This is a genomic window from Cyanobium sp. Cruz-8D1 (assembly GCF_024345975.1).
Classification (GTDB): domain Bacteria; phylum Cyanobacteriota; class Cyanobacteriia; order PCC-6307; family Cyanobiaceae; genus Cyanobium.
Window position 1 is genome coordinate 1 of the sequence record NZ_JAGQCD010000018.1, and the last position, 26,101, is coordinate 26,101.

The following is a 26,101-nucleotide window of genomic DNA, read 5'->3' on the forward strand; positions in this document are numbered from 1 at the left end:
CGGGTCTGGGGATCCACAGGGGATTGGATTGGTTTCGCAGCCCCAAGCTCCCATGGCTCCCTGCCCACCCCATTGACTGAGACCCATTCTGTCGCAAGGGTTCTCAGACTTGTGTCGGGCAGTCAGGGTCTGCGGTTGTTCAGCAACCCAGAGATCATCGGCAAGGCCCCGGAGCCTCTTCAATCCATTACGTTGCGCCAACCTGGCGTGGTTTAGTCTTTGAACTTGCCTGGGACTTGCTGTGGAGGCGTGGAGGGGACTCATCGTTCCCGGTTGTGATCATGCCGGTGATACCCCCAGCACGCCCATGGTCACGGGCGTGCCAGACCACCTGCTCTCGATGGTTTGGGCTCTCGTCCTCTCCCGCATGGGCGTGGCGGAGCGCCAGACAATCGAGCCAGATCGAAAGCCCACAGCCCACGCCTCCCATGGATAGCAGCGCCAGGAGTTCGGGCCAGGCCGGCTGCGGCTGGGGAGGGCCAGGAGATGCATCGCTCTGAAGCCCCGATGGCCTTGAGCAGGTTGATCTAGAGGGGGGCGCGCAGGGCTGGCTCGTGGCGAGGCAGTAACCAGCCGCCGAAGGCGGCATAGAGAGCCGGCAGCACCAGCAGGGTGAGGGTGGTGGAGGTGATCAAGCCTCCGAGCACCACAATCGCCAGCGGTTGCAGGATCTCGTTGCCTGCCCCGAAGGCCAACGCCAGCGGCACCATGCCCAGGGCGGAGGTGAGAGCCGTCATCAGGATCGCGTTGAGGCGCTGCAGGCTGCCGGCGCGGATCACCTGCTTGAGCTCCATGCCTTCGGCGTGGCGGCGGTTGTAGTTGTCCACCAGCAGCAGGCCGTTGCGCACTGCCACCCCGAACAGGGTGATGAACCCAATCAGGGAGGCCACCGAAAGCACACCGCCGCTGAGCAGGATGGCCACCAGGCCACCGACGAGGGCCAAAGGCAGGTTGATCAGGATGGCGATCGTCGCCGGCAGAGATTTGACGGATACGAACATCAACACGGCCATCACCACCGTGGCCAGCAGGCTGTAGAGCACCAGGTTGGAGGTGGCCCGCTCCTCCGACTCGAACTGCCCGCCATAGCGGGTCAGGTACCCAGTTGGCAGTTTGATCGTGTTGTTGATGGTGTTCTGGATGTCACCGACGACCGTGCCCAGTGGCCGGCCACTGACGTTGGCAGACACCACGATCAAGCGGGAGACATCTTCCCGGTTGACCACATTGGCGCCCAGTCCGTTGTCAATCCGGGCAAGGGATCCCAGCGGCAGCATGGTGCCGGCGGGGGTGGCGATCGGAATAGCCCGTAGGGCATCGAGGCTGTTACGGGATTGCTCTGGCAGCATCACCACCACATCGGTGCGATCGGTGCCGTTGCTCACCACCTGGCCCACCGTCTTGCCGTTGAGGGCGATCTCCACCGCATCAGCGAGTTGCTGCATCATCAGTCCGTTGGCGGTGGCGGCCTTGCGATCGAAAGCGATCTGCACCTGCTGGATGGGCAACTGGGGTTCGAGCTGCAGATCCACGACCCCCTCGATCGGCTCGATCGCGTCACGCACCTGCTCGCCGATCCTGCGCAGTTCGGCCAGGTCGGGCCCGTAGATCTTGATGGCGATGGCGCTGCGCACACCCGAGAGCACCTCATCCATGCGGTGGGAGATGAAGCCGCCGATGTTGGGTGCCACGCCTGGAAGGCGAAGAAAGGCTTGGCGGAGTGCGGCGAGGGCGGCAGGGCGATCCTTCATCGCTGCATCACTCAACTCCACATCCACATGGGCCAAGTTGACGCCTGCCCCATCGGCATCTCCCGGGGCCCGGCCGGTACGAACCTGCACCCACTCAAACAGTGGATTGGCCTTGAGGGTATTGGACAAGGCCAAACCGGCACGGTTGGTCATCTCCAGCGACACGCCGGGATAAAGCACCATCGAATTCACCAGGGACTTCTCGCGGAACTCCGGCAGGAACACCCGCCCGAGGCTGGGCAGGATGGCGCAGGCCAGCACCACCATGGCCAGCGCTGCTGCCAGCACCCGTTTGGGGGAGATCAGCACCATCTCCAGCAATGGCCGGTAGGCCCTCTCGACCCAGTTGGCGATCCAGGTGTTCTCGGCGGGGAGCCGTGTGTTCGCCAGCAGAATCCCGCAGAGCGCTGGCGAGAGGGTGAGTGCCACCAGGGTGGAGGCGGCGATCGAAAGCAGATAGGCCAGGCCCATCGGCGCGAAGATCCGCCCTTCCACTCCCGTGAGGCTGAAGATCGGCGCGAACACCACCACAATGATGACGGTGGAGAGAATCACCGGTTGGCGCACCTCCACCGAGGTTTCGTACACCACCTGCAGGGGATTCTTGGGCTGGGCAGCCGCCTGATTGCGGCGCAGTCCGCTGTAGCAGTTCTCCATGTCGACGATGGAATCGTCGACCACCGAGCCGATCGCCACCACCAGCCCGCCGAGGGTCATGGTGTTGATCTCCAGCCCAAAGGCGCGCATCAGCATCAGGCCGATCAGCAACGACAGGGGGATGGCGCTGAGGCTGATCACGGCGGTGCGCCAGTTCATCAGGAACAGCAGCATCACCACCGAGACGATCAGGATCCCTTCGATCAGGGAAGCGCTGACGTTCTTGATCGCCGTTTCAATGAAACTGGCCTGTCGGAAGCTGCGCGTCACCTGGATGTCGCCCGGCAGGGTCTTGCTGAGGGCAGCGATGCGTTGCTCCACCTCGCGGGTCACCCTGGGGGTGTCGATGTCGGGCTGTTTGTTGATCATCAGCACCACCGCCGGCTGGCCGTTGAAGCTGCCATCGCCGCGCTTGAGGGCGCTGGCCAGCTGAACTTCGGCGACATCCCCGAGCCGGAGCGATTGGCCTTTGCTGCCTGTCACCACGGAATCGGCGAGGTCCTCAGGGCTGCTTGCCTGGCCATCGGCGCGGATCAGTTTTTCCTGCCCGCCTGCGATCAGAAAGCCGCCGGGGGCATTGGCGCTGGCGGCAGCGGCGGCCTCAGCCACGGCTTGCAGCGACACATTGCGGGCCTGAAGTTGCTGGGGATCGATCTGGATCTGCTGCTGGGCTTCTTCACCGCCATAGAGGGTCACCTGGGAGACACCGGGTACCGCAAGAATCTGGTTGTTGAAGGTGGTGGTAACGATCCGGCGCAGCTCCATCGGCGTGGTCGGGCCGCCGCCCTTCAGCGTGAAGGCGTACTGCAGGATCGTGCCCAGCGGCGACACCAGCGGCGAGATGGCCGGCGCGCTGGCATTGGCTGGCAGCTCCGCCTCGATCTGCTGCAGGCGTTCCGCCACCGATTGGCGGGCCCGGTTGATGTCGGCGTTCTGCGCAAACACCACCTGCACCATCGAGAGCCCCACCTTCGAGGAGGAGCGCACGGTTTCCACTCCCGGCAGTCCGTTGACGGCCGATTCGATCGGCACGGTGATGCGCCGTTCCACCTCTTCCGGTGCCAGGCCATCGGCGGTGGTCTGCACATCCACCTGGGGCGGAGCGAACGGGGGGAACACATCCAGGGGCATGCGGCTCAGGATCGACAGGCCCCACAGGGTGATCAGGAAGGCGGCCACAACCACCAGCCAGCGCCTGGCAATCGAGGTGCGCAGCGTCTGGTTGAGCAGGCGTTCCAGCATGGGAATGGGTTGGGGGGTGCGGGAGAGCGCGAAGGGCGCGGAGGTCAGGTTTTCTTTCCCAAGCGAGAGACCACGACCACACCGCCCACCACCACCACCGCAGCACCGGCCCCGATCACCAGGGGGTTGAGGCCTGCGGCGGCCGAGGGGGTGGCAGCAGCGGCTGGAGTGGCTGGGGCATCAGAAGCAGCGGCGGGGGTTTCCCCACTGGCGGCCACAGCGCTTTGGCTCTTCTTCGATTCGGCGTAGAGCGAGAGGGCCCCCTGGGTCACCACGTTGTCTCCCGGCGAGATGCTGCCGTCGGTGATTTCGATCTGATCGCCCTTGGTGGCGCCGGTCTGGAGGAACACCGGGTCGTAGGTGGTGCCGCTTTTCACGAAGGCCAGGGGCTTGCCATCCGCCTGCACCACCGCAGCGACCGGAATCGAAATCACACCGCCGACTTCCGTGGCAGGGGCGGTGGTGATACCCAGCATGGAATCGATCTCGGCGCTGGCCTTCACCTGGCGCACATTCCCCTGCGGCTGAAACTCGTCGCCATGGCCCACATGGGCCAGGGCCGGACTGAGGCTGCCGAGGCCCAGGGTGGCGAGGCTGAGGCCGCCGGCCAGAAGAAGAGCGCGCATGCTGCGGCTGCCGCAAGGGCAGGACAAGGTCCCGCAGAGGATGCCGCAAAGGGGATGAAAAACAGGTGAAACCGCTTGCGCTGACTAGGATCAGCCGCAGTCTCTTTCTCCTGACCCAGGCCATGCCCCTGCGCATCCTGTTGGTGGAGGACGAAGCGGAGCTGGCCGGCGCGATCCAGGCGGTGCTCAGGGCACAGCAGCACATCGTGGATCACGTGGCGGAGGGCCTGGGGGCCTGGAGCCTGATCCGCAGCGAGCTGGCCACCTACAACCTGGTGATCGTCGATTGGATGCTGCCGGGTCTTTCAGGCCCGGAGCTCTGCCGGCGGCTGCGCGGGGCCGGCCTGACCCTGCCGGTGCTGATGCTCACGGCCCTGGCCGACACCAGCCACCGGGTGCAGGGCCTGGATGCCGGCGCCGACGACTACCTGAGCAAGCCGTTCGCGATGGAGGAATTGCTGGCGAGGATCCGGGCGCTGCAGCGGCGCCAGCCCAGCTACCGCGAGCTCCTGCTCAGAGCCGGTCCCTATCTCCTGGATCCAGCGGAGCGTTGCCTCACCGTTCAGGAGGCGGTGGGGAGCACCAGGATCGTGCTGTCCGCCAAGGAATTGCAGCTGATGGCCTATTTCATGGAGCATCCGCGGGAGATCATCCCAGGGGCGCGGTTGCGGTCCCAGCTCTGGTCGTTGGATGCGGACCCGATCAGCAATGTGGTGGCGGCCCAGGTGCGGCTGTTGCGCCGCAAGCTCGCCAGCCATGGGCTGCCCTCTCCAATCGAGACGGTGGCCTCGAAGGGCTATCGCTTCGAGCCGGAGCCCTAGGGACGCGCCCATGGTGTGGCCTGGTCCCATTCCCCGCAGCCGCCTGCGGCTGGCAGCGGCCTATCTGGTGGTGATCGGCTTGATTCTCTACGGCGCCGGCTATGGACTGTTTGGCCTGTTGATGCGCTCGACCTGGTCGGCCCTCGAGAGCGAGGTGGAAACACTGGCCGGCACCTTGCACGACAGCCTCAAGCCCCTGCTGCCGGAAGAAGCCAGTCCCTCTGCCCAGCTCGCCGCCGTGCTCCCCGGGCTCTGCCTGGTGGAGCAGTCCTGCCCGAAGCTCTCCACGCTGCTGCCGCGTCATGCCGTCAGCATCACGGATTCGGAGCGCTTCTATCTGCGTCTGCTGGATCGACGTGGCGCTTTGATCGCCCACTCCCCTGGATCTCCCAAAGCCGGAGCTCAGGATCCGAACCTGACCTGGATGGTGGTGGCAGGCCAGGGAGGCGAGCGCTTCCTGCAGTATTCGATCCACCTGCACCGTTCCCACGCGCCAGTGCAGGCAGGCGCGGCACCGACGGAGCTGGATTGGGGCTATCTGCAAATCGGGCGCAGCTTGCGCGGGCTGGACGCGGAAAGGGAACGGCTGTGGTGGGCCACCCAGACGATCGTGATGCTGGCCCTGGTTGTGGCAGGCCTGGCCAGCTGGTGGTTGTCCGGCCTGGCGATGCGGCCGCTGCTGGCGGCCTATCGGCAGCAAGAGCAGTTCACCGCCGATGCGGCCCATGAACTTCGCGCCCCTGTGGCCAACCTGCTGGCCGTGGTGGAGGCCCACAGAATGCAACAGCCTGCTGACCCCATCGCCAGGGACCAGATGCTGGCGGCTCTCCATGGGCAGGGGAAACGGCTCAGCGGCCTGATCACCGACCTGCTGCTGCTCACCCGGCTTGAGGGATCTGAGGCTGCTGCTGCAAGGGAGCTGTGCTCCTTGCCGCAGATCGCGCGCGACCTGATGGAAGAGACCAGTGAGGCGGCGGCGGCGGCAGGGCTGAAGCTGAGGCTGGTGGGTGGCGAGGATGATCTCGTCGTGTTGGGGGTTGAATCGGAGCTCTATCAGCTCGTGTCCAACCTGCTGCTGAACGCGATTCAGTACACGCCGCCGGGAGGGCAGGTGGTGCTGAGCCTAGAGCGAGAGAGAGGCCAGGCGGTGCTGCAGGTGCGGGACAGTGGCATCGGCATCACAACGGCCGATCAGCAACACATCTTTGATCGTTTCTTCCGCAGTGATCCAGGCCGTTCCCGTCGCCAGGGCGGCACCGGCCTGGGGCTCTCCATCGTGGCGGCGATCATGCATCGCCATCGCGGAGAGATCTCCGTGGCTTCCAAGCCGGGTTCGGGGAGTGTCTTTATCGTGAAACTGCCCCTGGCTGGTTGAGAAGCCTTCGCGGGCTCCCAGCGCCCTGTGGTCCCCCGGCATCAATGCTGGTGAGTCGGTAAGGCTGAACGGCTCCAGGATGACGGCCGATGGGTTGATCAAACCTGGATCGAACGCGAACGATCAATGCGGTGAAGTCACATCATGTCGTTTTCGCCCCGCTGGAACTCGGCCATTCCTTCGCTTGGTCGGTCCAACGCTGCCCCTGAGTGGCGTACAAAGAGTATCTGGTACCAGATGTGAACCTGTGGTGGCCTGTCCACTCTAGGGGCTTGCTCGAAGGCGTCGCATCTCCATAGGCAGCGTTTGCGGACCTACGCCTCGTCTGCAAAGCTCAAGTCACCCTCGCTTCACTTCTCACACTGGCGCTCAATTTCAGTCCAAGGGCCGAGACGACCTTCAAGATGGTGTCCAAGCTAGGACTGCGCTCTCCAGACAAGGCCTTGTAGAGGCTCTCCCTGGAAAGTCCTGAGTCTCTGGCCACCTGGGTCATCCCCTGGGCTCGTGCAATGTCGCCCAGGGCCTTGGCAATGAAGGAAGCATCGCCATCCGCCTCCTCGATGCAGGCTTCCAGGTAAGCCGCCATCTCCTACGGTGTGCGTAGATGCTCGGCAACCTCGTAGGGGGTGGTCGTGGTTTTCATCAGGTCTCCTCCGTCAGGTTGTTTGCCAACAGAAGGGCATCATCAATGTCCTTGGCTTGTGAGCTCTTGTCTCCGCCAGCCAAAAGGATGATCAAGGCTGTTACCCTCTGCAGGTAGTAGACCCTGTATCCAGGGCCGGACGAACCGCTCTACCTGGCGGACTTCGACCATGTACCAACTGTAGTCACCTGGCTACGGTCGCGCAACGCTGCCTGGCAGGCTCCCATCAAGGACAACACATCCTTCGAACGCGTTCTTCGACAGTTCAGTAAACCAGAGAAGGACATGTCTCCTTTTCCGCTGATCACCGTCTGCATCCCGAGTAAAAGACCGAAAGTTTCGCTGCCGCAGCAAGTCTGTAATCGCAGCATTGGCCGCCTCCTTGTTTTCTGGTCAGCCAACCACTGTTCATCAGGATACGTTCAGTCGGCGGGGCTGCAGACGCCCAGTGGGCCGCGGTTGAGCACATGGGTATCGATCATTGTGGTGCTCACATCGCGGTGCCCCAGGAGCTCCTGGATGGTGCGGATGTCTTGGCCGCCCTCAAGCAGGTGGGTGGCAAACGAATGGCGGAACGTATGGCAACTGGCTGCCTTACTCACGCCGGCAGCGGTCATGGCCTGCTTGACGGCCTTCTGCACCACCGTCGGGTCCAGCTGATGCCGTCCTTCCTGTCCTGAGGCGGGATCCCGCCATCGGCGCGCCTGTGGGAACACCCACTGCCAAGCCTATTCCCGATCGGCTTTCGGGTACTTCCTTGCCAGTGCTCCGGGCCGCATTACCTGCCCCCGGCCGGCCTCCAGGTCCAAGCGATGCCGCCTGCGCGCCTGATCAAGATGGAGTCGCAGTGCCTGGATCTGGCTCTGGGGCACCAGCGTGAGTCGATCCTTGCCGCCCTATCCATCTCGAACCAGCCATTGGCGCCGCTCGAAGTCCAGATCCTTCACGCGCAGCCGTAAGGCTTCCATGAGGCGAAGCCCGCTGCCGTAGAGCAACCCCACCACCAGGCCTGGAGTCCCCTCCAGCTCCATGTCCTTGTCCAGCAACTCGCGGTACAGGAAGAGCAGCGCAGCGAGGGCCTGGTTCTGCGTCGAGGCGCTCACCTGCCCCTCCACTGCCAGGTGGGTGAGAAACGCCTCCACTTCCGCCGAGCCCATCGTCCCCGGGTGGCGCAGGCCGTGGAGGCGCAAGAACCGCCTCAGCCAATGCACATGGCTCTTCACGGTGCGTCGGGTGTAATGGCGCAGCTGCAGTTCCTCCCGGTAGCGCTGCAGCAGGCCAGGGGGGCGGACGTTGCTGGCCATGGGCTGGCAGGCGAGGGCATGGCCCCAGAATTCCCTGACCGGGCCCCCCCGTTCCCTTCCCATGTGTCCCCGACGCCTCTGTCGCCCATGGCCGATGCCGACCCCTCCGCCCTGGCGCTCCAGCCCCTGTTCCCGCTGGCCCTGGGCCGGGTGCAGCTGGCGCCCGATCCCCTCGACACCGCCCTGCTGCTGCAGCGTGTCCTGGCGTTGCGAGAGGAGGCCCCCAGCGAGGAGGGCGTGGCCTGGACCGGGGATGTGCGCGGCGCCGGGGAGCTGCACCACGACCCCCTGTTCGCTCCCCTGATCGCCAGGCTGGCGGGCCATGCCTGGCCGTACCTCGAGGCGCTGGGGTTTGATCGCCGGCGGCTGGCGTTGCACGTGCAGCGCAGCTGGCCGGTGATCAGCGACGCCGGCGAGCAGGTGGGGCGGCATCACCACCCCAACGCCCACCTCAGCGCCGTCTACTACCTCAACGGCGACGGCTCCGGCCGTTGCGGCTGCCTGCGCCTGTTCGCGCCCCGGCAGGTGAATGAGCTGGTGCCGGGCCTGGCGTTGGGCCAGGACGGGCCGATCGACGCCACGGCGGCCCTCAACCAACCTTGGTACGACGTGGCGCCCCGGGCGGGTCTTTTGCTGCTGTTCCCGTCCTCGGTCGACCATGCGGTGCTGCCGAGCGAGGACCCCGACGACAGCCGCTTCTCGCTCAGCATCGACTTCGTGCTCACGGCCCCAGCGGCGGCGCCCCATCCGGGGGAGTACCTCGCCCCCCATCCCGGCCGCTGGCTGGCGATCGGGGAAGATGGCAAGGCGGCGGGAGCCTGAGCCGCCCCTGCCACCGCCGCCCCTCCCGGACTCCCATCCCCCGTGCCTGAGACCACCCCAGCGACCACCCCAGAACCGGCCATCTTCCAGATCAGCGCCAGCCTGAATGGTGTGTCCCACAACTTCTCCTGCCGCAGCGACCAGACGGTGCTCAACGCCGCTGAGGCCGCGGGGGTGCCCCTGCCCAGCTCCTGCTGCTCGGGGGTGTGCACCACCTGCGCCGCCTTGCTGCGTAGCGGCACGGTGCACCAGCCCGATGCCATGGGTGTGAAGGCCGAACTCCAGGCCAAGGGCTACGCCCTGCTCTGCGTGTCCTATCCGCGCTCCGACCTCGACCTGCTGGCCGGCCAGGAGGACACCCTCTACGAGGCCCAGTTCGGTCAGTTCCAGAAGTGAGCACCCTGGTGCCCCTGGAGCTGTGGCTCCAGGCCTCCCCCGGCCCGCTTCTGCCCCAGCTGCGTCAGGCGCTGGTGCGGGAGGCCCGCCGCCTGGCGGGTGCGGGCGCTGAGCCGCTGCGCTGGGCGATCACGGCGGTGGATCCCCGGCTCGGCCTGCGGCTTGAGGGCATCGTGGTGGGCCCGGCCCCGACCTCTGCTCCTTGAGCGCGTCAGCCCCGCCCCTGACCACCCTGCTGGTGATTCCCACCGGGGTGGGCTGTGCCGTGGGCGGCTTCGCCGGCGACGGCCTGCCGGCGGCCCGGCTGCTGGCGGCGGCCAGCGGCTGCCTGATCACCCATCCCAACGTGATGAACGCCGCCTCCCTTTACTGGAACGACCGGCGCCTGCATTACGTGGAGGGCTGGAGCCTCGACCGCTTCGCCGCCGGTGAGCTGGCCCTCTCTCCGGTGCCCAGTCAGCGGGTGGGCGTGCTGCTGGACGCGGGCATCGAAGCGGAGCTGCTGCTGCGCCACCGCCAGGTGATCGACGCCTGCCGGGCCAGCCTGGGGCTGACGATCGGCCCGGTGCTCACCAGCGCGGTGCCCCTGGAGGTGAGCCTGGCGATCGGCGCCAGCGGCAGCAGCTGGGGCAGCCTGGGCCGCCCGGATGTCCTGCTGCGGGCCGGTGAACAACTGCTGGCCGCCGGGGCCACGGCCATCGCCGTGGTGGCCCGCTTCCCCGAGGATCCCGGCAGCGAGGCCGTGGCGGCCTACCGCCACGGCACAGGCGTGGACGCCCTGGCTGGGGCGGAGGCGGTGATCAGCCACCTGCTGGTGCGCCATCTGGGGGTGCCTTGTGCCCATGCCCCCGCCCTGGCGCCGCTGCCGCCCGATCCCGGGCTGGATCCGCGGGCGGCCGCCGAAGAGTTGGGCCACACCTTCCTGCCCTGCGTGCTGGTGGGCCTGAGCCGGGCCCCATCCCTGCGGCCCGAACCGGCCAGCGGCAACGGGTTGCTGCATGGTGCCGATCTCGGCGCGGTGGTGGTGCCGGCCGGGGCCCTGGGGGGCGAGGCGGTGCTGGCCTGCGCCGAGCGGGGCGTGCCTGTGATCGCGGTGGAGGGCAATCCCTGCCTGCTCGAGGTGAGCGGCGCAGCCCTGGGGCTGGAGGTGATCCCGGCCGCCAGCTACGCGGAGGCGGCCGGTCTGGTGCTGGCCCTGCGCGAGGGTCTGGATCCGTCGGCGTTGCGGCGGCCGCTGGCCTGAGGGCCTCAGGGCTCGCCGAGGAAATCCCGCTTGCCGAGCTCCACACCGTTGTGGCGCAGGATGGCGTAGGCGGTGGTGACATGGAAGTAGACGTTGGGCAGCACGAAGAACAGCAGGAAGTTCTGACCGTTGAAATGGAAGGTCTCGCTGCGGATCGTCAACTCGATCGGCTTGGTTTCGCTGCCATCGATCTGCTCAGGCAAGAAGCCCTCCAGGCTGGCGAGGGTCGCCTCAACCCGGCTGATCAGCTCCGAGAAGCTGGCTTCGTTGTCCTCCATCGAGGCGCTTTCCTCACCGGCCAGCCGGGCCAGGCCGCGGCGGGCGATGTCGGTGGCGATCTGGACCTGGCGCACCAGGGGGAACATGTCGGGATAAAGGCGCGCCTGCAGCAGCACCGCCGGATCAATCCCTTTGGCTTCGGCGTGGGCGGCCGCCTTGGCGAGGATGGCGCTGAGGTTGCCCAGGCTGCGGGCCAGGGGCGGAACAGCCGCCTCGAACATCGAGAGGGACATGGCTGGGGTGGTGGGCCGGGGGACTGGCGAGACGGACTTTAGGGCGGGTGTTCGGCTGGATTTAGGGAAACGATGAGCAGAAACACTCAGCCGGTTTCCACCCTTAGGCGGATCGAATATGAGTTAAGCTCCCTTCGATCGCTGCTCCGGGCGGCGCGTCGTCAAGTCGTTCTTCACACCTCCACATGGCTTTCATCGAAAAGGTCCCCAGCGTCGTCTTCAAGACCCGTGTGCGCGATGAATCCGTGCCCGGCCCCAACCCTTTCCGCTGGCAGGACCTGAGCACCGATGACATCTTCAAGGGCAAGAAGGTCGTGGTGTTCTCCCTCCCCGGTGCTTTCACCCCCACTTGCTCCTCCAACCACCTGCCCCGTTACGAGGCTCTGCTCGAGGAGTTCAAGGGCCTGGGCGTCGACAGCATCGTCTGCGTGTCGGTCAACGATGCCTTCGTGATGTATCAGTGGGGCAAGCAGGTGGGTGCCGACAAGGTGTTCCTGCTGCCCGACGGCAACGGTGAGTTCACCCGCAAGATGGGCATGCTCGTCGAGAAGGGCAACCTGGGCTTCGGTGAGCGCTCCTGGCGTTATTCGATGCTCGTCAACGACGGCACGATTGAAAAGATGTTCGTGGAGCCCGGGCTCGAGGACAACTGCCCCACCGACCCGTTCGAGTGCTCCGATGCCGACACCATGCTGGCCTACCTGAAGGGCACCGCTCCGGCCGGCGTCTCCGCCCCCAGCCGCGAGTTCGTCGGCTGAAGCCGCCACAGGGCTGGCCTGATCAAGCTCCATCCCCCGCTCCTTCTCCGGAGCGGGGTTTTTTCATGCCCCGAATCGATGCCGGTTCAGCGCCTCTGGGTCAGCATGATCCAACCGATGGTGGTGGCTGAGGCGGTGAAGCTGGAGACGGCAACCCCAACCTTTCGCTTCCGGCCCCTGGGTCCAGGTCGTTTCTTCGTTGCGGCGTTTCTGGCGTTCTGGCTGTGCGGCTGGCTGGCGGGAGAGGTCTTCGCCGTGTCGCTTCTCTGGAAGTTGCTCAGCACGTTTCTGACCACCGGTCAGGGGACGCTGCCGGCGACCCTGTTCCTGCTGGTCTGGGTCAGCTTCTGGAGTGTCGGTGGCGCCGCCGCCCTGCACCATCTGGTCGGAGGACCGGCTGAGCGTCGCGGCGGACGGGAGTCTGGAGCGATGGGTGCAGCTGGGACCCTTTCGCCACCGGCGTGCCCTGCCCCGCGGGGCTATCCGGCGTTTCCTGGTGCGTGATGGGGGTCTCGGTGGGGCGCTGGTGGCTGAGCTGCCCAGCCGCAGCCTTGAGCTCGCCCGGCTCGGCAGTCTGAGCCAGCGGCAGGAGGCCGCCGAGCAACTCAACCGGCTTCTGGGTCTGTCTCCGGAGGCGCTAGCCGATCAGCCCTCGGCCCCGGCCGTCCTGCCGGCGGGCTGGCAGGAGCTGACCCCCTCCTTCGGCAGTCCGCTGCTGGTGCCCGACCTGGCCCTGCGGCGGCGGCATCGCCTCGTCGTGGGCCTGATCAATCTGGTGCTCTGGGGCCTGCTGGCCTTGCTGGGGCGTGGCGGCTTCACCGGACCAGGGTTCTGGGCGATGGGGATTCCGCTGGCGCTTGTCGCTCTGCCCTGCGGCTGGGCCCAGGTGTGGCTGGCGTTCGGGCGCCTGGAATGGCGGCTGGAGTCGCGGCTGCTGGTTCTGCAGCGCCGCTTCGGCCATCGCCTGCGAACCCTGGGGGAAGCCCGGGTCCTGGAGCTGATCGAACGGGTCGATTCCGATGGGGATCGCTCCTATCGGTTGCAGGCCCCCCGGACCCCCGGGAAGCCCCTGCGGGTCGATCGCCACGCCAGTGATCCGTCCTCCCTGCGCCAGCTGGGGGCCTGGCTGGCGGCGCGCTCCCATGTGCCGTTCGAGGATCGGGTGCCCACCGAAGCGCAACGCCGGGAGCAACGGACCGCTGAACTGGACCGGGGCCGGCCGGGTGAAACAGCGGCCTGACGACTGACCAAACCCAGGCCTTGTCTGCCGACAGATGGCCCGATCCGCCGGATTGGAGTCGACGACTTGTGCCGCCTGATGGAATCCCAGGCGATGGCCTTCGCCGCTTCGATGTGCCTGAGGCCAACCGGATCATCAGCCAGTGATGACAGCCATCGGCCCTTGCTCCCTGGTCAGCCGATTTAAACCTTCCTTCAACATCTCCGTGGGAGCCTTTCGATCTAGGCGCGAAAGGCAAGGCCGCAAGTGGTTGTTCTCCGGAGAGAAATGGCTAGGATTCTGTGGTAACTTCCTGGAAATTTGCCGCAGACGTGCTCGATAACCATCCCGCTTCTGCCACAGATCAGCATCACCCCTCATGGAGATGGTGAACGGGTTCGATGGGTTTTTCGGGCACGTTTCCTTTCCTGCATCCGGTTCCCGGGATGCGACGGCTCAGAGAAGTGATCACCGATACCGAGAGAGCTCAAGAGCCTGCCCTTGACGCTCGCGCTCAGCCACTCACCACCGTTGTTGGACCTGTCGCCGCTGGCCTTGGGGCCTGGTCGGGGAGCCAGCTGATGTTCGAATCCTTGCCGGACCCCTTGCTTTTGCTGGTGCCCGAGAAGAGCCCCTCCGGCACGAGCATCAACGTTGTCTGCGTGTGGGCCAACGCTCCAGCCTGCGCCCTGCACGGCCGCACGCAGCAAGGGATGCTGGGGACGCGTCTGTTGGATGTTCAACCGTCCACCGGCCTCTTCACGCCTGGCCTGCTTGTCATGGAAACGGGGCAGGCTGTTGTTATCGAGGGGCTCGATGGGTCCGGCCATGGGGGCTCTCCCCAGGCACCCTGCCGAGATCCGCCTGTTTCTCGCCAACGGGCTTCTCTGCTGCCTCTGGTGGCAGGCCAGCCCTGGGAGGGAGATTCCGCCACAGTCCCGGCGGTGGCGGAGCGGCGCTATCGCCTGCTGACGCGTCACGCCTCCGATGGGGTCGTCGAAGTGGACAGCGATCATCCGATCGTCTGGGTCTCCGAGTCGATCGAAGCCAGGCTGGGCTGGACGGCCGCCGCCCTGCTTGGTAAGCCCGCCATCGCCTTTGTGCACCGGAACGAGCGTGGCCGGGCCCTGCGCGCTGGCCTCGGCCGTTCGTGCCAGGGTTCGTTCCAGGGGGATCTTCGGATCCTCTGTGCCGACGGGCGCTGGAGGCTTGGTGCTGTCCTTCCGTGACATCCACGACCAGGTGAGGATCCGCGCCGAGCTGGAGCACAGCCTTCAGCACGACCCCATGACCGGCCTGGCTGTCCGCCGTGTCGCCCTGGATCGGATCCGACGCGCCCTCGACGGGCTGGAGGGCACGGGGTCGACGCTGGCGGTGTTGAGCATCGGCGTGGACGGCCTCACCCAGGTCAACGATGCCCTCACCCAACCGGCCAGGTCACCGGCTATGAGGCTCTGGCCCGTTGGGTGCGACCCGATGGCATCGAAGTGGAACCGGGCAACTTCCTGCCCTGCGCCGCGTGCCGTGGTCTGATCTCACGCATCAGCCAGCAGATTCAGCCGCTGGCCTCCAGTGGGGTCCGTTGGTACGTGGATGATTTCGGCACCGGCTACTCGTCGATCAGCCATCTGCGCGATCGGCCGATCGCCGGGCTGAAGCTGGATCGCTCCTTCACCTGCGCCATGCGTGCCAGGGACACCAAGAGTCTGCGGCTGGCCCAGGCGCTGGTGGGGATGGCCGAAGGGCTGGAAAACGTCGAGGAGGCCCGCCTGCTCGCCTCCCAGGGCTGGCTGCATGGTCAGGGTTGGCTCTACGGCAAGGCGGCCCCCCGCGGCTGGGTCCCTCTCCGGTTCGGAACTGAACCCTCTCAGCCCGGAGCGGCGCAGAGTTCCGCGCAACAGGTCGCAAAAGCCACCGCTGGATCAGCGGCCCCGCTGATGGGTCGGCCGATCACCAGGTGGCTGGCTCCGGCCGCCACCGCCGCGGCCGGTGTCATCACCCGCTTCTGATCGGCCGCTGCGCTGCCGGCTGGGCGGATGCCGGGGGTCACCAGAGTGAAGGGCTGGGGATGGGCGGCCCGCAGGCCCGCCACCTCCCAGGGGGAGCATACCGCTCCGGTGAGGCCCGCCGCCGCTGCCATCGCGGCCAGCTGCGCCGCGTAGGCAGCCAGCGGCGTCGTGATGGCCAGTTCCTGCCGGAAGCGGTCGGGATCCCAGCTGGTCAGCACGGTCACCGCCAGCAGGGTGGGGGCGCCGAGGCCCTCCTGGGCGGCCCCCTCCAGGGCCGCCATCTGGGCGGCGGCCAGGGCCTCACCGCCGGCGCCGGCGTGCACCGTGATCAGCTCGGCCCCCAGGCGGGCGGCACTGCGGCAGGCGCCGGCCATGGTGGCGGGGATGTCGTGGAACTTCAGGTCCAGGAACACCCGCAGACCCCGCCCCCGCAGCTCCCGCACCACCTCTGGCCCGGCGGCGGTGAACAGCTCCAGGCCCACCTTCACCCAGCGCAGCGACGGGATTGCTGTCACCAGCGCCAGGGCCTCGTCGTTGGTGCCGCGGTCGAGGGCCAGGATGATCTGATCGGCGGGGTCGACCACCTCCGTGGTGCGTTCAGCGGCTGCCATCAGGCCACCAGCCGCCGGAAGGTCTTTTTGCCGAGCTGCAGCACCTTGCCGGCCAATTCCTCCGGGCTGCTGAATTCCTGGTTCGGGTCGCTCAGCTTCTCGCCGTCCAGCTTCACGCCGCCGCCCTGGATCTGGCGCCGCCCTTCGCTGCTGCTGGCACAGACCTGCAGGGCGCTGAGCAGATAGAAGGCCTTCAGCGGAAAGGCCAGTCCCGCCAGGGAGGTCTCGGGCACGCTGTCCGCCTGGAGTCCGTCCCCTGCCCCCCCCGCTCCGGAGCGGCCGGCGGCCACCAGCCCGGCGGCATCGGCCTGGGCCTGGAGCGCTGCGTCGCGCCCATGGCGGGTGGCGGTGACCTCCAGGGCCATCGCCTTCTGTCGCTCCCGGGGCTCGGCAGGCAGCGCCGCCGTGTCCAGGTCGGTGAGCAGGGTGAGGTAGTCCTCCACCACCGCGTCCGGCACTTTCTCGAGCTTGGAATACATCGAGAGGGGATCTTCCGTCAGCCCCACCGTGTTGCCCAGGCTCTTGCTCATCTTCTGCACCCCATCAAGGCCCGGCAGGATCGGCAGCAGCAGGCCGAACTGGGGCCGCTGGCCGAAATGACGCTGCATGTCGCGTCCCATCGCCACGTTGAATTTCTGGTCGGTGCCGCCCAGTTCGAGGTCGGCCTGCACCGTCACCGAGTCGTACCCCTGCAGCAGGGGGTAGAGGAACTCGTGCAGGCTGATGGGGGTTCCTGAGCCGTAGCGGTTGGCGAAGTCCTCCTTGGCCAGCATCTGGCCCACGGTGCTGATCCCCAGCAGCTCGATCACCTGCGGCAGATCCAGGCCCTTGAGCCACTCGGAGTTGCGCCGCACCTCCAGCCGGCCGGGGGTCTCGAAATCAAGCAGGGCGCGTTCGGGGGGTTGACCCTGGCCCAGCTGGGCCAGGTAGGTGGCGGCATTGGCCTCCACTGCCGCCGCGTCGAGCTGCACGCGGGTGCTGCTCTTGCCGGTGGGATCGCCGATGCGGGCCGTGAAGTCGCCGATGATCAGTACCGCCGTGTGGCCGGCGTTCTGGAAGGCCCGCAGCTTGCGGAACAGCAGGCTGTGACCCAGGTGGATGTCGCTGCCGGTGGGGTCGATGCCCAGCTTCACCCGCAGCGGCCGTCCCTGGTGCGCCGACTCCGCCAGCCTGGCCTCCAGGCGTTGGTCGGGGTCGGGATCCCGGCCGGCGGGAAACAGGTCAGCGATGGCCCGGGCCAGGGCTTCGGGCAGGGCCGCCAACGCCGTTGCTTCCGCCTGCTTCGCCTGGATTGCTTCGCCCATCAACGCCAGCCGCCTGCCTGGGGCGATGGTAGGCAGCCATGGAGCGCCGGTTGCTTAGCCCAGCAGGGCCGCCACGGCGGCCGCCGCCCTCTCGCCACTGTCCACCGCACCCTCGAAGAAACCGGGCCAGCGCTCCGCCACCTCCGTGCCGGCCCAGAACACCCGGCCATGGGGCCGCAGCAGGGCGTCGCCGCTGCGGGTCCACAGCCCCGGGGGCATCCAGGCGGCAAAGGCGCCACCGATGAAGGGTTCCTGGGGCCAGTTCTTCTCCACGTACTCCAGCGGCTCCAGGGCCATGGGGCCGAAGTACGCGGCCAGATCGTCGAGCACGGCGGCCCGGCGCTGCTCCGCCCCCAGGGCGGACCACCGCTCCCGGCGGCGCCCCACCACGAAGGCGGCGAGCACCCCGAGGCCCGTCTCCGGGTCGGAGCTGTCGGCGCACAGCTCCACCCAGGGGCGATCGCCGATGCCGATGCCGGACAGCCCCGTCTCCCGCCACCAGGGCCGCCCGTAGACGATCAGCACCTTGGAGCAGTTCCCCATGGCCATCCCCTCCTGCAGGGCGAGCCGGTCGGCCGGCAACGCCGGCGTGAAGCGGATGGCACCCGCCAGCGCCGGTGGCATGGCCACGATCACGGCCCGGCAGCGGTGGCTGGAGCGATCGGTGATCACCTCGACAGCCACGTCAACGTCGGCGTCTGCGTCGGGGCCGGACGCGCTGTCGGGTTGATGGATGGCCCGCACGGGCTCCCCCAGCACCAGGGCGTCCCCCAGGCCCTCGGCCAGCAAGGCCGGCACTTGGCCGGCGCCGCCGTGGATCAGGTCCTCCTCGGGGTGGTCCCCCTGGGGCGCCGTGCGCTGCCCCCAGGCCACGTGCAACAACGACACCTGGTCCGGTTCCGCCGGCCCGAGAAAGCCGACGGCCCGGCAGAAATAGGCGAAATACCAGGCGGCGAAGGGGGTGTGGGTGTGGGCCTCGATCCAGTCCTGGAAGCTCAGCCGATCGAGGGCGGCGGCGTCGGGATGGCGGTGGGGATGGCCCTCGGGCAGGGACGCCACCAGCGCCTGGAACTGTTTCAGGGCCGCCATGGCATCGTCCCAGTCGCGGCTCGGGACCGACGGCGGCTGACCCTCAGGGAACCCCTGGAAGAAGCCGCTGAAGGTGCAGCGATGGGAGCCGAGGCAGAGGACGGTCTCACCGTGGTGGGGCGAGGGGAAACGGCTCAGACCGTGGGCCTCGAGCAGCGCCCCGAAACGGGAGTGACTGGGTCCCACCCACTGGCCGCCCAGGTCGACCCACGCCGGCGATCGGGCCTTCGCCAGCTGCAGGGGGGAGCGCACCATGCGGCCCCCCACGGCCGGAGCCGCCTCAATCACCGTCACCGACAGGCCTGATCGCTGCAATTCCCTCGCGGCCACCAGACCTGAGAGCCCGGCTCCTACAACGACGACATCGTTCATAGAGGCTCAGCCTTCGGCTTCCAGTTGGCTTTTCATGCGCTCGAGGGTGAGATTCATCTGCTCGAACATCTTTTCCGGGGTGAGGCCGAACTGGCCGAGCTGGGTGCGCAGCTGTTCGACGGTGAGCTTGGCCTGGAAGTCCTCGGAGAGTTCGAAGCGCTTCATGAACACCTGATACCGCTCCATCATCTCCTCCATCCGTTCGATGTACAGCTTCTTGCCCTCCCGGTCGAACTTTCCGTACTCGCCGCCCAGCTGCATCAGCTGCTGGTAATCGCTGAACAGCCGCTTCGCCTCGTCCTGGACGATCTCGGAGTCGAAGAAAGCCATGGGGACGTCGGCTCCGGGCTGCTTAGGAGAGCGATTCTGCAGAGGCCGGGGCGCCAGGGGAGTGCGGATCCACGTATCGGGGCCACGGCCCGCAACGAAAGATACTGAAATAATGGTGAGTGTCTGGTGAAAATTGGTCGATCAATTGGCGGGGGCGGTCGCGCCCTCTGTTCCCGTGGACCTCACCCCCCTGCTGCCCCATGTGCGTGACGACATCACCCAGGGACTTGTTCTGCTCAAGGGCGTCCGGCTGGTGCTCTGCCTGGGCACCCGGGCCCACGTGGCCCTGCTGATGGGAACCCCGGCCCGGATCCTGGGTGCCGCCACCACCGCCACCGAGGGGCTGGCCCTGGTGCGTCAGCACCAACCCACCCTGCTCCTGGTCAGCGACCGGTTGGAGCTGGGCTGCGGTGTTGACCTTGTGGTGCAGGTCAAACGCAGCCATCCCGAGGTCCGCACCCTGCTGGTTCTATCACGGGAGCACCAGCTGGCCCTGATCCAGGCGGCCCTGCGCGCCGGCTGCGACGGCATCGTGCCGGAGTCGCGGTTGCTGCACGGCTCCGCTCTGCAGGCCCTGCGCGCCGTGCTCGGCGGTGAGATGTACCTCGACCGTTCCCTGGTCCGCGCCCTCCAGGCAGGGCAGGAGACCGGCGGCAGGCATGAGGGGCTCAGTACCCGGGAGCGGCAGGTGCTGGAGCGGGTGGTGCAGGGCCTGTCCAATCCCGAGATCGCCGGGGATCTGATGGTTTCTGTCGACACGGTCAAGACCCATGTGCGCAACGTGCTTCTCAAGCTGAGGGTCCGCGGTCGCATCCAGGCGGTGGTCACGGGCCTGCAGCTGGGCCTGGTCGACTGGCCCCAACCCGGAGGCACCCGCTAAATTCGGTTTCGACGTGCATGCAGGTGGGCCTCCATGGCAGGGCGCCACTGGCTGGATCCCCTGGCCCGCCGGCTGCTGGTGGCCGCTGGGCAGTTGCCACCGCCCCCACGGGTCGCCCCCATCGCCCTCGCCGGTCAAGCCGACGAGACGGTGGAGCGGGAGTTGCTCGCCCTCAAGCTGGCCCAGAACCCCAAGCTGCGGCTTCGCGATGCTGCTGAGGTGCATCACGCCGCCGCCCTGGGTTGGACGCTCGAAGTCAACGTTGCCGCTACCGGCGACTGGCTGCGGTTGCCGGGCTGCCGGCCCGATCAGGTGGATCGGCTGATCCGTCTGCGGCGCGACGGGGTGCAGTGGTCTGGCCCCGGGGGGCTGGCCAGGGCGCTGCAGGTTCCCCCTGAACAGGTGCTGGTCTGGTTGCCGGTGCTTCGTTTTGCCCGGCACGGGGAGCCCGGGCCTGCCCAGGTACCGGTTCCCCTGGCGATCAACCAGGCCTCGGAAGGCCTGCTGCGGGAGCGTCTCGGCCTGGGTCCGGAGCGCTGCCGGCTGCTTCTGAGGGAACGGGCCCGGGAGCCCTTCCGGGATCTGGCCGATCTGCAGCAGCGGCTGCAGCTGTCCCCCGAGATGGCCGAAGGCTGGATCGGCCGGTTCCGCTATGCCGCCGCCCCGGGGCCGGTGCTGCCGCCGTCCCGGAGGCCGGTCCCATGAGCCGTCAGGGGGAATTGTTCACGGCCGCGGCCGGGGCAGTCGGCGCCTCGCCGTCCCGGGAGCTCCCCCTGCTGCGGCAGCAGTTGCTCGCCTGGCAGGGCAGGCTGGCCGCACATCAGGGGCCGCTCTACGACGAGGCCACTCCTGAAGGCCCCCCCCCCCTGCTGCAGGGGCAGCTCTTCCCCGTTGCCGCCGACCCTGGCGATCCCCAAACGGTGTCTCGCCGCTTCGATCCGCTCAGCCTCAGCCCCCAGAGCCTCTCCTTCTGGCGCTGGCCCCGGCTGCCCCAGCGGGGGGCGGCCCTGTACCTGGTGATGGACCGTCCGCCCCAGCTGCCCGCGCCGCTGCTGCTCTATGTCGGCGAGACGGGCCGGGCCGACCAGCGCTGGAAGGGCGACCACGACTGCAAGGGCTACCTGGCGGCCTACGGCGAGGCCCTGGCGCGGGTGGGACTGGAAGCGCGGCCGTGCATCCGCTTCTGGTGTGACGTGCCGGCGGCGGTGTCCCCGCGCCGGGCCCTGGAGCAGGCCCTGATCCGGCGTTGGCTGCCCCCGTTCAACAAGGAGACCAGGGAACGCTGGGCCACGCCGTTCACGGCCGACTCTGGCTGAAGGACAGGGCCAGGCTGGCTACGATCATGGGTCGCCTGCGCTGGATCCATGGAGTTTCGCTGTCTTGCCGTCACCGGTGCCCTGAAGGAGACCTGGACGGGTGACACCCTGGTGGTGGGCCTGTTCGCCCCCGCCGCGGGCAGCGGCCTGGCCCTGGCCGAGGAGCTGGTGGGTGAGGGGTTCGAAGGCTTGCTGCAGCGGCGCCGTTTCGAGGCCAAGTCCGGCCAGAGCATCACCCTGGAGCGGCCGGGTGGCTCCCCGGCGAGCCTGATCCTGGTGGGTCTGGGGGATCCGGCGGACTTCGGCCTCGAGGCCCTGCGGCAGGCCAGTGCGGCAGCGGCCCGCCGCGCCGCCGCCGCCGGTGCCGTGGAGCTTGGCCTGTGGCTTCCGGTCGAGGGGCTGGAGCCGGTGGCGGCCACCGCCGCCATGGCCGAAGCGGTGCGGCTCGGGCTCTATGCCGACCAGCGCTTCAAAAGCGAGGCGGAACCCTCGTCCCTTCCCTCCCAGGTGAGCCTGCTCGGCGTTGCGGCAGGGGCCGAGGCGGGCCTGGCCCACGTGGCGGCCACCTGCAGCGGCGTGGAACTGGCCCGGCGGCTGGTGGCGGCACCGCCCAACAAGGCGACCCCCCAGTGCCTGGCCGAGGAGGCCGCCGCCATCGCCGAGGCCTTCGGCCTTGAGCTCAAGGTGCTGGAGCGGGACGACTGCGAGGCCCTGGGCATGGGGGCCTACCTGGGGGTGGCCCAGGGGTCGGACCTGCCCCCCAAGTTCATCCATCTCACCTACCGGCCCACCGGGGCGGTGACGCGGCGGGTGGTGCTGGTGGGCAAGGGGCTCACCTTCGATTCCGGCGGCTACAACCTCAAGACGGCCGGCTCCCAGATCGAGATGATGAAGTACGACATGGGCGGCAGCGCTGCGGTGCTGGGGGCCGCCCGCGCCATCGCCGAGATCCGGCCCGCCGGCCTGGAGGTGCATGTGATCGTGGCCAGCTGCGAAAACATGATCAGTGGCGGCGCCATCCGCCCCGGTGATGTGCTCACCGCCTCCAATGGCAAGACCATCGAGATCAACAACACCGATGCGGAGGGGCGACTCACCCTGGCCGATGCGCTCGTCTATGCCTGCGGTCTGGAGCCGGATGCCATCGTCGATCTGGCCACCCTGACCGGTGCCTGCGTGATCGCCCTCGGCGAGGAGATCGCCGGGCTCTGGTCCCCCAGCGACGGACTGGCCGAGGCCCTGCTCCGTGCCGGCGACGCCGGCGGGGAGGCCTTCTGGCGCATGCCCTTGCGCGGCTCCTACAAGAAGGGGCTCAAAAGCCACATCGCCGACCTGAAGAACACCGGCCCGCGGCCGGGGGGCTCGATCACCGCGGCCCTGTTCCTGCAGGACTTCGTCACCAAAGGGCTGCCCTGGGCCCACCTCGACATCGCCGGGACCGTCTGGAGCGACAAAGCCCGCGGGGTGGATCCGGCCGGGGCCACCGGCTTCGGGGTGCGCACTCTGGTGGCCTGGCTGCTGGCGGGTGCCGCCAGCTGACCCCATCGCCGCCGGCCCTGGCGGCAGAAGGTTGCCGCCTAGGTTTGCTCCCAGACCAGACAACGCATCGCCCCATGGCCGTTCACAAGATCCGCTGGTACGTGAAGGCCCAGCTCGGTGTGCTCCTGCTCCCCGCCGGACTCTGCCTGTTCGGGGAGGGGGTGATCCGCAAGGGCATCCAGACCTGGTCCGCGTTGGCGGCTTCGGCTGATCAGGGTCAGACGTTGCCAGAGGCGGGACCCTGGGTCTGGTATGGAACCCTGGGATTGATCCTGATCAATGCCGGTGTGGGGCTGATGGTCGAGAGTGGCCTGCTGCGTGGCTATCCCCGCACACCGCCCCGGGCCTGAGGCTCAGACCGCCACCGGCTCGGTGTCTCCCCTGCCGGGAACGTGGATGTGCAGCTCCTCAGGAGATTCCAGCCGATGGATCTGCCAGGTGGCTTTGTCACCAAAGCTGGCCTGCAGCTGGTCAAGGTCGTCGGACGCCTGCCTGGGGCTCGCGTAGGGCCCGATATGGCGCGTCTGCAGACCGTCACGGATGGTCAGCAGATACATACAGAAGGTCTCCCGGCATTCACCAAACGTTAGGGCATTCTTCGGGGTTGCGACAGGGTAGGCAACACCGTGTCGGCATCATCCGGTCGGGTTCGGTTCAGCTGCCCTGCCAGCGCTGACTGCTGCGGGCCCGCCGACCCCAGACGGCGTCCAGGCGTCGGTCGCGACCACAGGACCAGCGGTAGTAGTTGTACTGGACGCCGTTACGCTTGGCGTAGTTCTGGTGGTAGCCCTCCGCCGGCCAGAACTTCGCCAGGGGCCGGATCGCCACCTTGATCGCGGCCGCTGGCTTGCCCAGCTCCCGGGCCGCTGCCACCAGGCTGTTGCGGGCCTCCACGGCCTGGTTGGCGCTGGTGGTGAAGATCACGGGACGGTAGGAATCGCCGCGGTCGCAGAACTGACCGCCAGCGTCGAGGGGATCGATGTGGCGCCAGTAGGCCCGCAGCAGGGTGTCGTAGCGGATCTCGGTGTTGTCGAAGCGCACCCGGACCACCTCCTGATGGCCGCTCCCCCCGGCCGAGACCTGCTTGTAGGTGGGGTTGGCCCCCTTGCCGCCGCTGTAGCCGCTCTCCACGTCGAGGACGCCGGGAAGCACCTCCAGATCGTGCTCCAGGCACCAGAAACAGCCACCAGCCAGAACCGCCTCCTCGGTGGCCGCCAGGGCCGGAGCCACCGGGGCCCCCAGGGCGAGCAGCAGCCCCAGCAACAGCGCGATCAGTCGCATGGGGTGTGTCCCGAGAACGGTTCCAGAATCGCCATCGCCGCCCGGCGGGTGACGCCCGGCTCTCCCAGCTTCTGCCTAAGCCGAACGTAGCCCTCCTGCACCCGCTCCCGTGCCCCGGAGGCGGGATCAAACAGGGGCAGCAGGGCCGCGAGGATGGCCTCTGGGGTGAAGTCGTCCTGCAGCAGTTCGGGCACGAGCCGTTCACCGAGCACCAGGTTCACCGGGGAAATGTGGGCCACGTTGAAGTGGATCACATGTTTGGCCAGGAACGCGGTGGGCCGGCTCACCCGGTAACCGGTCACCTGGGGCACCCCCCGCAGGGCCAGTTCCAGGTTGGCCGTTCCGGACTTGGTGAGGGCGGCATCGGCGGCCGCGCAGAGCAGGGGCCGCAGCCCATCGGCCTCACCGGCCGGGATCACCCGCACGGCCTTGACCCCGGCCGCCTGCATCGTCTCGGCCAGGACCGCCTCGAACCCCGGCAGGCCAGCGGGCAGCAGCACCTGCAGATCGGGCCGCTGCCGCTGCAGCAGGGCCACCGCCTCGGCCATGGGCGGCAGCACATAGCGCAGCTCCTGCCGCCGCGAGGCCGGCAGCACCAGCAGCACCGGCGCCTCCGCCGGCAGGCCCAGCCGCTGGCGGGCCTCCTGGCGCGAGGGTCGCTGCTGCAAGGTGTCGATCAGGGGATGGCCCACCCAGGTGACCTGGGCGCCCCGTGCGGCATAGAAGCTGGCCTCCTCCGGAAAGATCGCCAGGATGCGGTCGGTGAAACCGATCAGCCGGGTGGTGCCGCCGTCGCCGAGGCGGAAGGCCCACTCCTGGGGGGCGATGTAATAGGTGATGGGCACATCGGGGTAGAGCCGCCGCAGGCGCAGACCCAGGTTCACGTTCGCCCCCATGTAGTCGATCAGCACCACCGCATCGGGGGGGTGCCGGCGCAGCCAGCGGCGCACCCTGGCCTGCAGCTTGAGGGTGGGAATGACCAGGGGGATCGGCTCCCACAGGCCGATGGCCCCCAACTTGGTGGTGTCCGCCAGGAGCTGGGCCCCGGCCCGTTCCATCCGGCTGCCCCCGAGGGCGACCACTTCGAGGGGCAGGGCACGGCGGGCAGCCTCCTCATGCAGGGCCTTGACCAGCAGGGAGCCCTGCAGATCACCGGAGACCTCTCCGGTGCTGACCAGGAGTCGCACCATCAGCGCTGGGCCGGCAGCGGTCCGCGCCGGCCCGGCCCCACCGAGGCCTCGAGAAAAGCGCACAGCTCATCGGCCGCGGCCAGCAGGGGACGCTCCCGTGCCTGCCGCAGGGCAGCCGCCAGCACCAGATCGCTGCGGTAGATGAGGGTCCAGAGATCCTGCAGCTGGCGGAACTGGGCGCCATCGTCGAGCTGGGCCACGCCGCTGCGACGCAGCCCGACGCGGTTCAGCCCCCGGAGGCGGCCGGGATGGCCCTCCACGGTCATGAAGGGGGGCACGTCGCGGTCGATGCGGCTCATGCCGCCCACCATCGCCAGGCTGCCGATGTGGACGAACTGGTGGATGCCGAGCACGCCGCCGATCACGGCACGGTCCCCGATCACCACATGGCCCGCCACGGCCACACCGTTGGCGATCACGATGCGGTCGGAGAGCTGGCAGTTATGGCCGATGTGGCTGTAGGCCATCAGCAGGTTGCCGTTACCCAGGACGGTGCTCTCCCCTTCGGCGGTGGCGCGGTTGATGGTGACGCACTCCCGGATCGTGTTCTCATCCCCCATCACCACTTCGGTGGGGGCGCCGCCGTATTTGAGGTCCTGGGGCTCGAGGCCGATGCAGGCTCCCGGGAAGATCCGGTTGCGCTTGCCCATCCGCACTCGCCCGTCGATCACGACATGGGGACCGATGCGACAGCCTTCGCCGATCTCCACCTCCGGACCGATGACCGCATAGGGGCCGATGTCCACGCCGGAGGCCAAGCGGGCCCGGGGATCGACCAGGGCCGTGGGATGCACGGATGTCGTCATGGCTG

At 67.9% G+C, this 26,101-nt stretch carries 28 protein-coding genes and 2 pseudogenes; 17 read left to right on the forward strand and 13 right to left on the reverse strand.

Annotation, left to right across the window (positions count from 1 at the left end; all coding sequences use genetic code 11):
* Positions 1-527 precede the first annotated feature (527 nt).
* Entirely contained in the window at positions 528-3,650 is a 3,123-nt protein-coding gene (locus KBZ33_RS11865) for an efflux RND transporter permease subunit (protein ID WP_254953488.1), read from the reverse strand.
* Positions 3,651-3,694: 44 nt separating this feature from the next.
* Positions 3,695-4,276: a hypothetical protein gene (locus tag KBZ33_RS11870; RefSeq protein ID WP_254953487.1), complete on the reverse strand. Its 582-nt coding sequence runs from the start codon at positions 4,274-4,276 to the stop codon at positions 3,695-3,697.
* 122 nt (positions 4,277-4,398) lie between these two features.
* Between KBZ33_RS11870 and rppA the strand changes: the two genes are divergently transcribed.
* Positions 4,399-5,097 (forward strand): two-component system response regulator RppA, encoded by a 699-nt coding sequence (gene rppA / locus KBZ33_RS11875; protein WP_254953486.1) that lies wholly within the window; start codon positions 4,399-4,401, stop codon positions 5,095-5,097.
* A gap of 10 nt (positions 5,098-5,107) precedes the next feature.
* A complete protein-coding gene (gene rppB / locus KBZ33_RS11880; protein WP_254953485.1) occupies positions 5,108-6,472 on the forward strand; it encodes a two-component system sensor histidine kinase RppB in 1,365 nt (454 codons plus the stop codon).
* A gap of 334 nt (positions 6,473-6,806) precedes the next feature.
* Here the strand turns inward: rppB and KBZ33_RS11885 are convergent, their stop codons facing one another.
* On the reverse strand, positions 6,807-7,058 hold the full coding sequence (locus tag KBZ33_RS11885; RefSeq protein ID WP_254953484.1) for an addiction module antidote protein: 252 nt from the start codon (positions 7,056-7,058) through the stop codon (positions 6,807-6,809).
* A 479-nt stretch (positions 7,059-7,537) separates the two neighbouring features.
* Positions 7,538-8,419: pseudogene (locus KBZ33_RS21485) on the reverse strand (integron integrase).
* Positions 8,420-8,506: 87 nt separating this feature from the next.
* Between KBZ33_RS21485 and KBZ33_RS11900 the strand changes: the two are divergent.
* From KBZ33_RS11900 to KBZ33_RS11915, 4 genes are all read left to right on the forward strand, one after another.
* Positions 8,507-9,241 carry a TIGR02466 family protein gene (locus KBZ33_RS11900; RefSeq protein WP_254953479.1) on the forward strand — a complete coding sequence of 245 codons (735 nt, stop codon included), beginning with the start codon at positions 8,507-8,509 and terminating at the stop codon, positions 9,239-9,241.
* 81 nt (positions 9,242-9,322) lie between these two features.
* Positions 9,323-9,637, forward strand: coding sequence for a 2Fe-2S iron-sulfur cluster-binding protein (locus tag KBZ33_RS11905; RefSeq protein WP_254953494.1), 315 nt, complete (start codon positions 9,323-9,325; stop codon positions 9,635-9,637).
* The gene (locus tag KBZ33_RS11910) at positions 9,634-9,843 is read left to right on the forward strand and encodes a hypothetical protein (RefSeq protein ID WP_254953478.1); all 210 of its coding nucleotides are present in this window, start codon (positions 9,634-9,636) and stop codon (positions 9,841-9,843) included. Before KBZ33_RS11905 ends, KBZ33_RS11910 begins: the two co-directional genes overlap by 4 nt.
* Positions 9,840-10,880 (forward strand): DUF3326 domain-containing protein, encoded by a 1,041-nt coding sequence (locus KBZ33_RS11915; protein WP_254953477.1) that lies wholly within the window; start codon positions 9,840-9,842, stop codon positions 10,878-10,880. Before KBZ33_RS11910 ends, KBZ33_RS11915 begins: the two co-directional genes overlap by 4 nt.
* A 5-nt stretch (positions 10,881-10,885) precedes the next feature.
* Here the strand turns inward: KBZ33_RS11915 and KBZ33_RS11920 are convergent, their stop codons facing one another.
* A complete protein-coding gene (locus KBZ33_RS11920; RefSeq protein ID WP_254953476.1) occupies positions 10,886-11,392 on the reverse strand; it encodes a DUF1993 family protein in 507 nt (168 codons plus the stop codon).
* Between the two features lie 185 nt (positions 11,393-11,577).
* Between KBZ33_RS11920 and KBZ33_RS11925 the strand changes: the two genes are divergently transcribed.
* From KBZ33_RS11925 to KBZ33_RS21835, 6 genes and pseudogenes are all read left to right on the forward strand, one after another.
* The gene (locus KBZ33_RS11925; protein ID WP_254953475.1) at positions 11,578-12,150 is read left to right on the forward strand and encodes a peroxiredoxin; all 573 of its coding nucleotides are present in this window, start codon (positions 11,578-11,580) and stop codon (positions 12,148-12,150) included.
* A 78-nt stretch (positions 12,151-12,228) separates the two neighbouring features.
* Entirely contained in the window at positions 12,229-12,654 is a 426-nt protein-coding gene (locus KBZ33_RS11930; RefSeq protein WP_254953472.1) for a hypothetical protein, read from the forward strand.
* A gap of 22 nt (positions 12,655-12,676) precedes the next feature.
* The gene (locus KBZ33_RS11935; RefSeq protein WP_255011779.1) at positions 12,677-13,390 is read left to right on the forward strand and encodes a hypothetical protein; all 714 of its coding nucleotides are present in this window, start codon (positions 12,677-12,679) and stop codon (positions 13,388-13,390) included.
* A gap of 878 nt (positions 13,391-14,268) precedes the next feature.
* Positions 14,269-14,598 carry a PAS domain-containing protein gene (locus KBZ33_RS11940; protein WP_255011780.1) on the forward strand — a complete coding sequence of 110 codons (330 nt, stop codon included), beginning with the start codon at positions 14,269-14,271 and terminating at the stop codon, positions 14,596-14,598.
* Positions 14,579-14,902 (forward strand): GGDEF domain-containing protein, encoded by a 324-nt coding sequence (locus KBZ33_RS11945; RefSeq protein ID WP_254953465.1) that lies wholly within the window; start codon positions 14,579-14,581, stop codon positions 14,900-14,902. Before KBZ33_RS11940 ends, KBZ33_RS11945 begins: the two co-directional genes overlap by 20 nt.
* A 56-nt stretch (positions 14,903-14,958) precedes the next feature.
* Positions 14,959-15,129 (forward strand): annotated as a pseudogene (locus KBZ33_RS21835) (EAL domain-containing protein); the annotation flags it as partial.
* Between the two features lie 107 nt (positions 15,130-15,236).
* Here the strand turns inward: KBZ33_RS21835 and pyrF are convergent.
* From pyrF to KBZ33_RS11970, 4 genes are read right to left on the reverse strand one after another with little or no spacing between them, the layout of a single operon-like run.
* Entirely contained in the window at positions 15,237-15,989 is a 753-nt protein-coding gene (pyrF, locus tag KBZ33_RS11955; protein ID WP_254953461.1) for an orotidine-5'-phosphate decarboxylase, read from the reverse strand.
* The gene (gene tyrS / locus KBZ33_RS11960; protein ID WP_254953459.1) at positions 15,989-17,293 is read right to left on the reverse strand and encodes a tyrosine--tRNA ligase; all 1,305 of its coding nucleotides are present in this window, start codon (positions 17,291-17,293) and stop codon (positions 15,989-15,991) included. The genes pyrF and tyrS overlap by 1 nt, the downstream gene beginning before the upstream one ends.
* Positions 17,294-17,347: 54 nt before the next feature.
* Positions 17,348-18,754, reverse strand: a complete 1,407-nt coding sequence (locus KBZ33_RS11965) for a flavin monoamine oxidase family protein (RefSeq protein WP_254953457.1) — start codon at positions 18,752-18,754, stop codon at positions 17,348-17,350.
* A 6-nt stretch (positions 18,755-18,760) separates the two neighbouring features.
* Positions 18,761-19,084, reverse strand: coding sequence for a DUF1825 family protein (locus tag KBZ33_RS11970; protein WP_254953456.1), 324 nt, complete (start codon positions 19,082-19,084; stop codon positions 18,761-18,763).
* A gap of 175 nt (positions 19,085-19,259) precedes the next feature.
* Here KBZ33_RS11970 and KBZ33_RS21615 point away from each other — a divergent pair, with 175 nt between their 5' ends.
* The 5 genes from KBZ33_RS21615 (at position 19,260) to KBZ33_RS11995 (ending at position 23,169) form a co-directional block, all read left to right on the forward strand.
* Complete coding sequence (locus tag KBZ33_RS21615) at positions 19,260-19,964, forward strand: response regulator transcription factor (protein WP_254953454.1); 705 nt, start codon at positions 19,260-19,262, stop codon at positions 19,962-19,964.
* A gap of 33 nt (positions 19,965-19,997) precedes the next feature.
* On the forward strand, positions 19,998-20,669 hold the full coding sequence (locus KBZ33_RS11980) for a hypothetical protein (protein ID WP_254953451.1): 672 nt from the start codon (positions 19,998-20,000) through the stop codon (positions 20,667-20,669).
* Positions 20,666-21,280 (forward strand): GIY-YIG nuclease family protein, encoded by a 615-nt coding sequence (locus tag KBZ33_RS11985; RefSeq protein ID WP_254953449.1) that lies wholly within the window; start codon positions 20,666-20,668, stop codon positions 21,278-21,280. Before KBZ33_RS11980 ends, KBZ33_RS11985 begins: the two co-directional genes overlap by 4 nt.
* Before the next feature lie 48 nt (positions 21,281-21,328).
* Entirely contained in the window at positions 21,329-22,819 is a 1,491-nt protein-coding gene (locus KBZ33_RS11990; protein WP_254953448.1) for a leucyl aminopeptidase, read from the forward strand.
* Positions 22,820-22,893: 74 nt separating this feature from the next.
* Positions 22,894-23,169: a hypothetical protein gene (locus KBZ33_RS11995; protein ID WP_254953446.1), complete on the forward strand. Its 276-nt coding sequence runs from the start codon at positions 22,894-22,896 to the stop codon at positions 23,167-23,169.
* Between the two features lie 3 nt (positions 23,170-23,172).
* Here the strand turns inward: KBZ33_RS11995 and KBZ33_RS12000 are convergent, their stop codons facing one another.
* The 4 genes from KBZ33_RS12000 to lpxA form a co-directional block, all read right to left on the reverse strand.
* A complete protein-coding gene (locus tag KBZ33_RS12000) occupies positions 23,173-23,376 on the reverse strand; it encodes a hypothetical protein (protein WP_254953445.1) in 204 nt (67 codons plus the stop codon).
* 97 nt (positions 23,377-23,473) lie between these two features.
* Positions 23,474-24,100 (reverse strand): peptide-methionine (S)-S-oxide reductase MsrA, encoded by a 627-nt coding sequence (msrA, locus tag KBZ33_RS12005; RefSeq protein ID WP_254953443.1) that lies wholly within the window; start codon positions 24,098-24,100, stop codon positions 23,474-23,476.
* Positions 24,091-25,290 carry a lipid-A-disaccharide synthase gene (lpxB, locus tag KBZ33_RS12010; RefSeq protein WP_254953441.1) on the reverse strand — a complete coding sequence of 400 codons (1,200 nt, stop codon included), beginning with the start codon at positions 25,288-25,290 and terminating at the stop codon, positions 24,091-24,093. The genes msrA and lpxB overlap by 10 nt, the downstream gene beginning before the upstream one ends.
* Entirely contained in the window at positions 25,290-26,096 is an 807-nt protein-coding gene (lpxA, locus tag KBZ33_RS12015; RefSeq protein WP_254953440.1) for an acyl-ACP--UDP-N-acetylglucosamine O-acyltransferase, read from the reverse strand. The genes lpxB and lpxA overlap by 1 nt, the downstream gene beginning before the upstream one ends.
* Between the last annotated feature and the right edge of the window lie 5 nt (positions 26,097-26,101).

Bases quoted from the DNA above. Each gene is read 5' to 3' on its own strand.
- KBZ33_RS11970 (WP_254953456.1), bottom strand. From the start codon at position 19,084: ATGGCTTTCTTCGACTCCGAGATCGTCCAGGACGAGGCGAAGCGGCTG.
- KBZ33_RS11990 (WP_254953448.1), top strand. From the start codon at position 21,329: ATGGAGTTTCGCTGTCTTGCCGTCACCGGTGCCCTGAAGGAGACCTGG.
- KBZ33_RS11870 (WP_254953487.1), bottom strand. From the start codon at position 4,276: ATGCGCGCTCTTCTTCTGGCCGGCGGCCTCAGCCTCGCCACCCTGGGC.
- rppA (WP_254953486.1), top strand. From the start codon at position 4,399: ATGCCCCTGCGCATCCTGTTGGTGGAGGACGAAGCGGAGCTGGCCGGC.
- KBZ33_RS11885 (WP_254953484.1), bottom strand. From the start codon at position 7,058: ATGGCGGCTTACCTGGAAGCCTGCATCGAGGAGGCGGATGGCGATGCT.
- lpxA (WP_254953440.1), bottom strand. From the start codon at position 26,096: ATGACGACATCCGTGCATCCCACGGCCCTGGTCGATCCCCGGGCCCGC.
- rppB (WP_254953485.1), top strand. From the start codon at position 5,108: ATGGTGTGGCCTGGTCCCATTCCCCGCAGCCGCCTGCGGCTGGCAGCG.
- KBZ33_RS11925 (WP_254953475.1), top strand. From the start codon at position 11,578: ATGGCTTTCATCGAAAAGGTCCCCAGCGTCGTCTTCAAGACCCGTGTG.
- tyrS (WP_254953459.1), bottom strand. From the start codon at position 17,293: ATGGGCGAAGCAATCCAGGCGAAGCAGGCGGAAGCAACGGCGTTGGCG.
- KBZ33_RS11985 (WP_254953449.1), top strand. From the start codon at position 20,666: ATGAGCCGTCAGGGGGAATTGTTCACGGCCGCGGCCGGGGCAGTCGGC.
- KBZ33_RS11995 (WP_254953446.1), top strand. From the start codon at position 22,894: ATGGCCGTTCACAAGATCCGCTGGTACGTGAAGGCCCAGCTCGGTGTG.
- KBZ33_RS11965 (WP_254953457.1), bottom strand. From the start codon at position 18,754: ATGAACGATGTCGTCGTTGTAGGAGCCGGGCTCTCAGGTCTGGTGGCC.
- pyrF (WP_254953461.1), bottom strand. From the start codon at position 15,989: ATGGCAGCCGCTGAACGCACCACGGAGGTGGTCGACCCCGCCGATCAG.
- KBZ33_RS11930 (WP_254953472.1), top strand. From the start codon at position 12,229: ATGCCGGTTCAGCGCCTCTGGGTCAGCATGATCCAACCGATGGTGGTG.
- msrA (WP_254953443.1), bottom strand. From the start codon at position 24,100: ATGCGACTGATCGCGCTGTTGCTGGGGCTGCTGCTCGCCCTGGGGGCC.
- KBZ33_RS11980 (WP_254953451.1), top strand. From the start codon at position 19,998: ATGGCAGGGCGCCACTGGCTGGATCCCCTGGCCCGCCGGCTGCTGGTG.
- KBZ33_RS11900 (WP_254953479.1), top strand. From the start codon at position 8,507: ATGGCCGATGCCGACCCCTCCGCCCTGGCGCTCCAGCCCCTGTTCCCG.
- KBZ33_RS11865 (WP_254953488.1), bottom strand. From the start codon at position 3,650: ATGCTGGAACGCCTGCTCAACCAGACGCTGCGCACCTCGATTGCCAGG.
- KBZ33_RS12000 (WP_254953445.1), bottom strand. From the start codon at position 23,376: ATGTATCTGCTGACCATCCGTGACGGTCTGCAGACGCGCCATATCGGG.
- lpxB (WP_254953441.1), bottom strand. From the start codon at position 25,290: ATGGTGCGACTCCTGGTCAGCACCGGAGAGGTCTCCGGTGATCTGCAG.
- KBZ33_RS11920 (WP_254953476.1), bottom strand. From the start codon at position 11,392: ATGTCCCTCTCGATGTTCGAGGCGGCTGTTCCGCCCCTGGCCCGCAGC.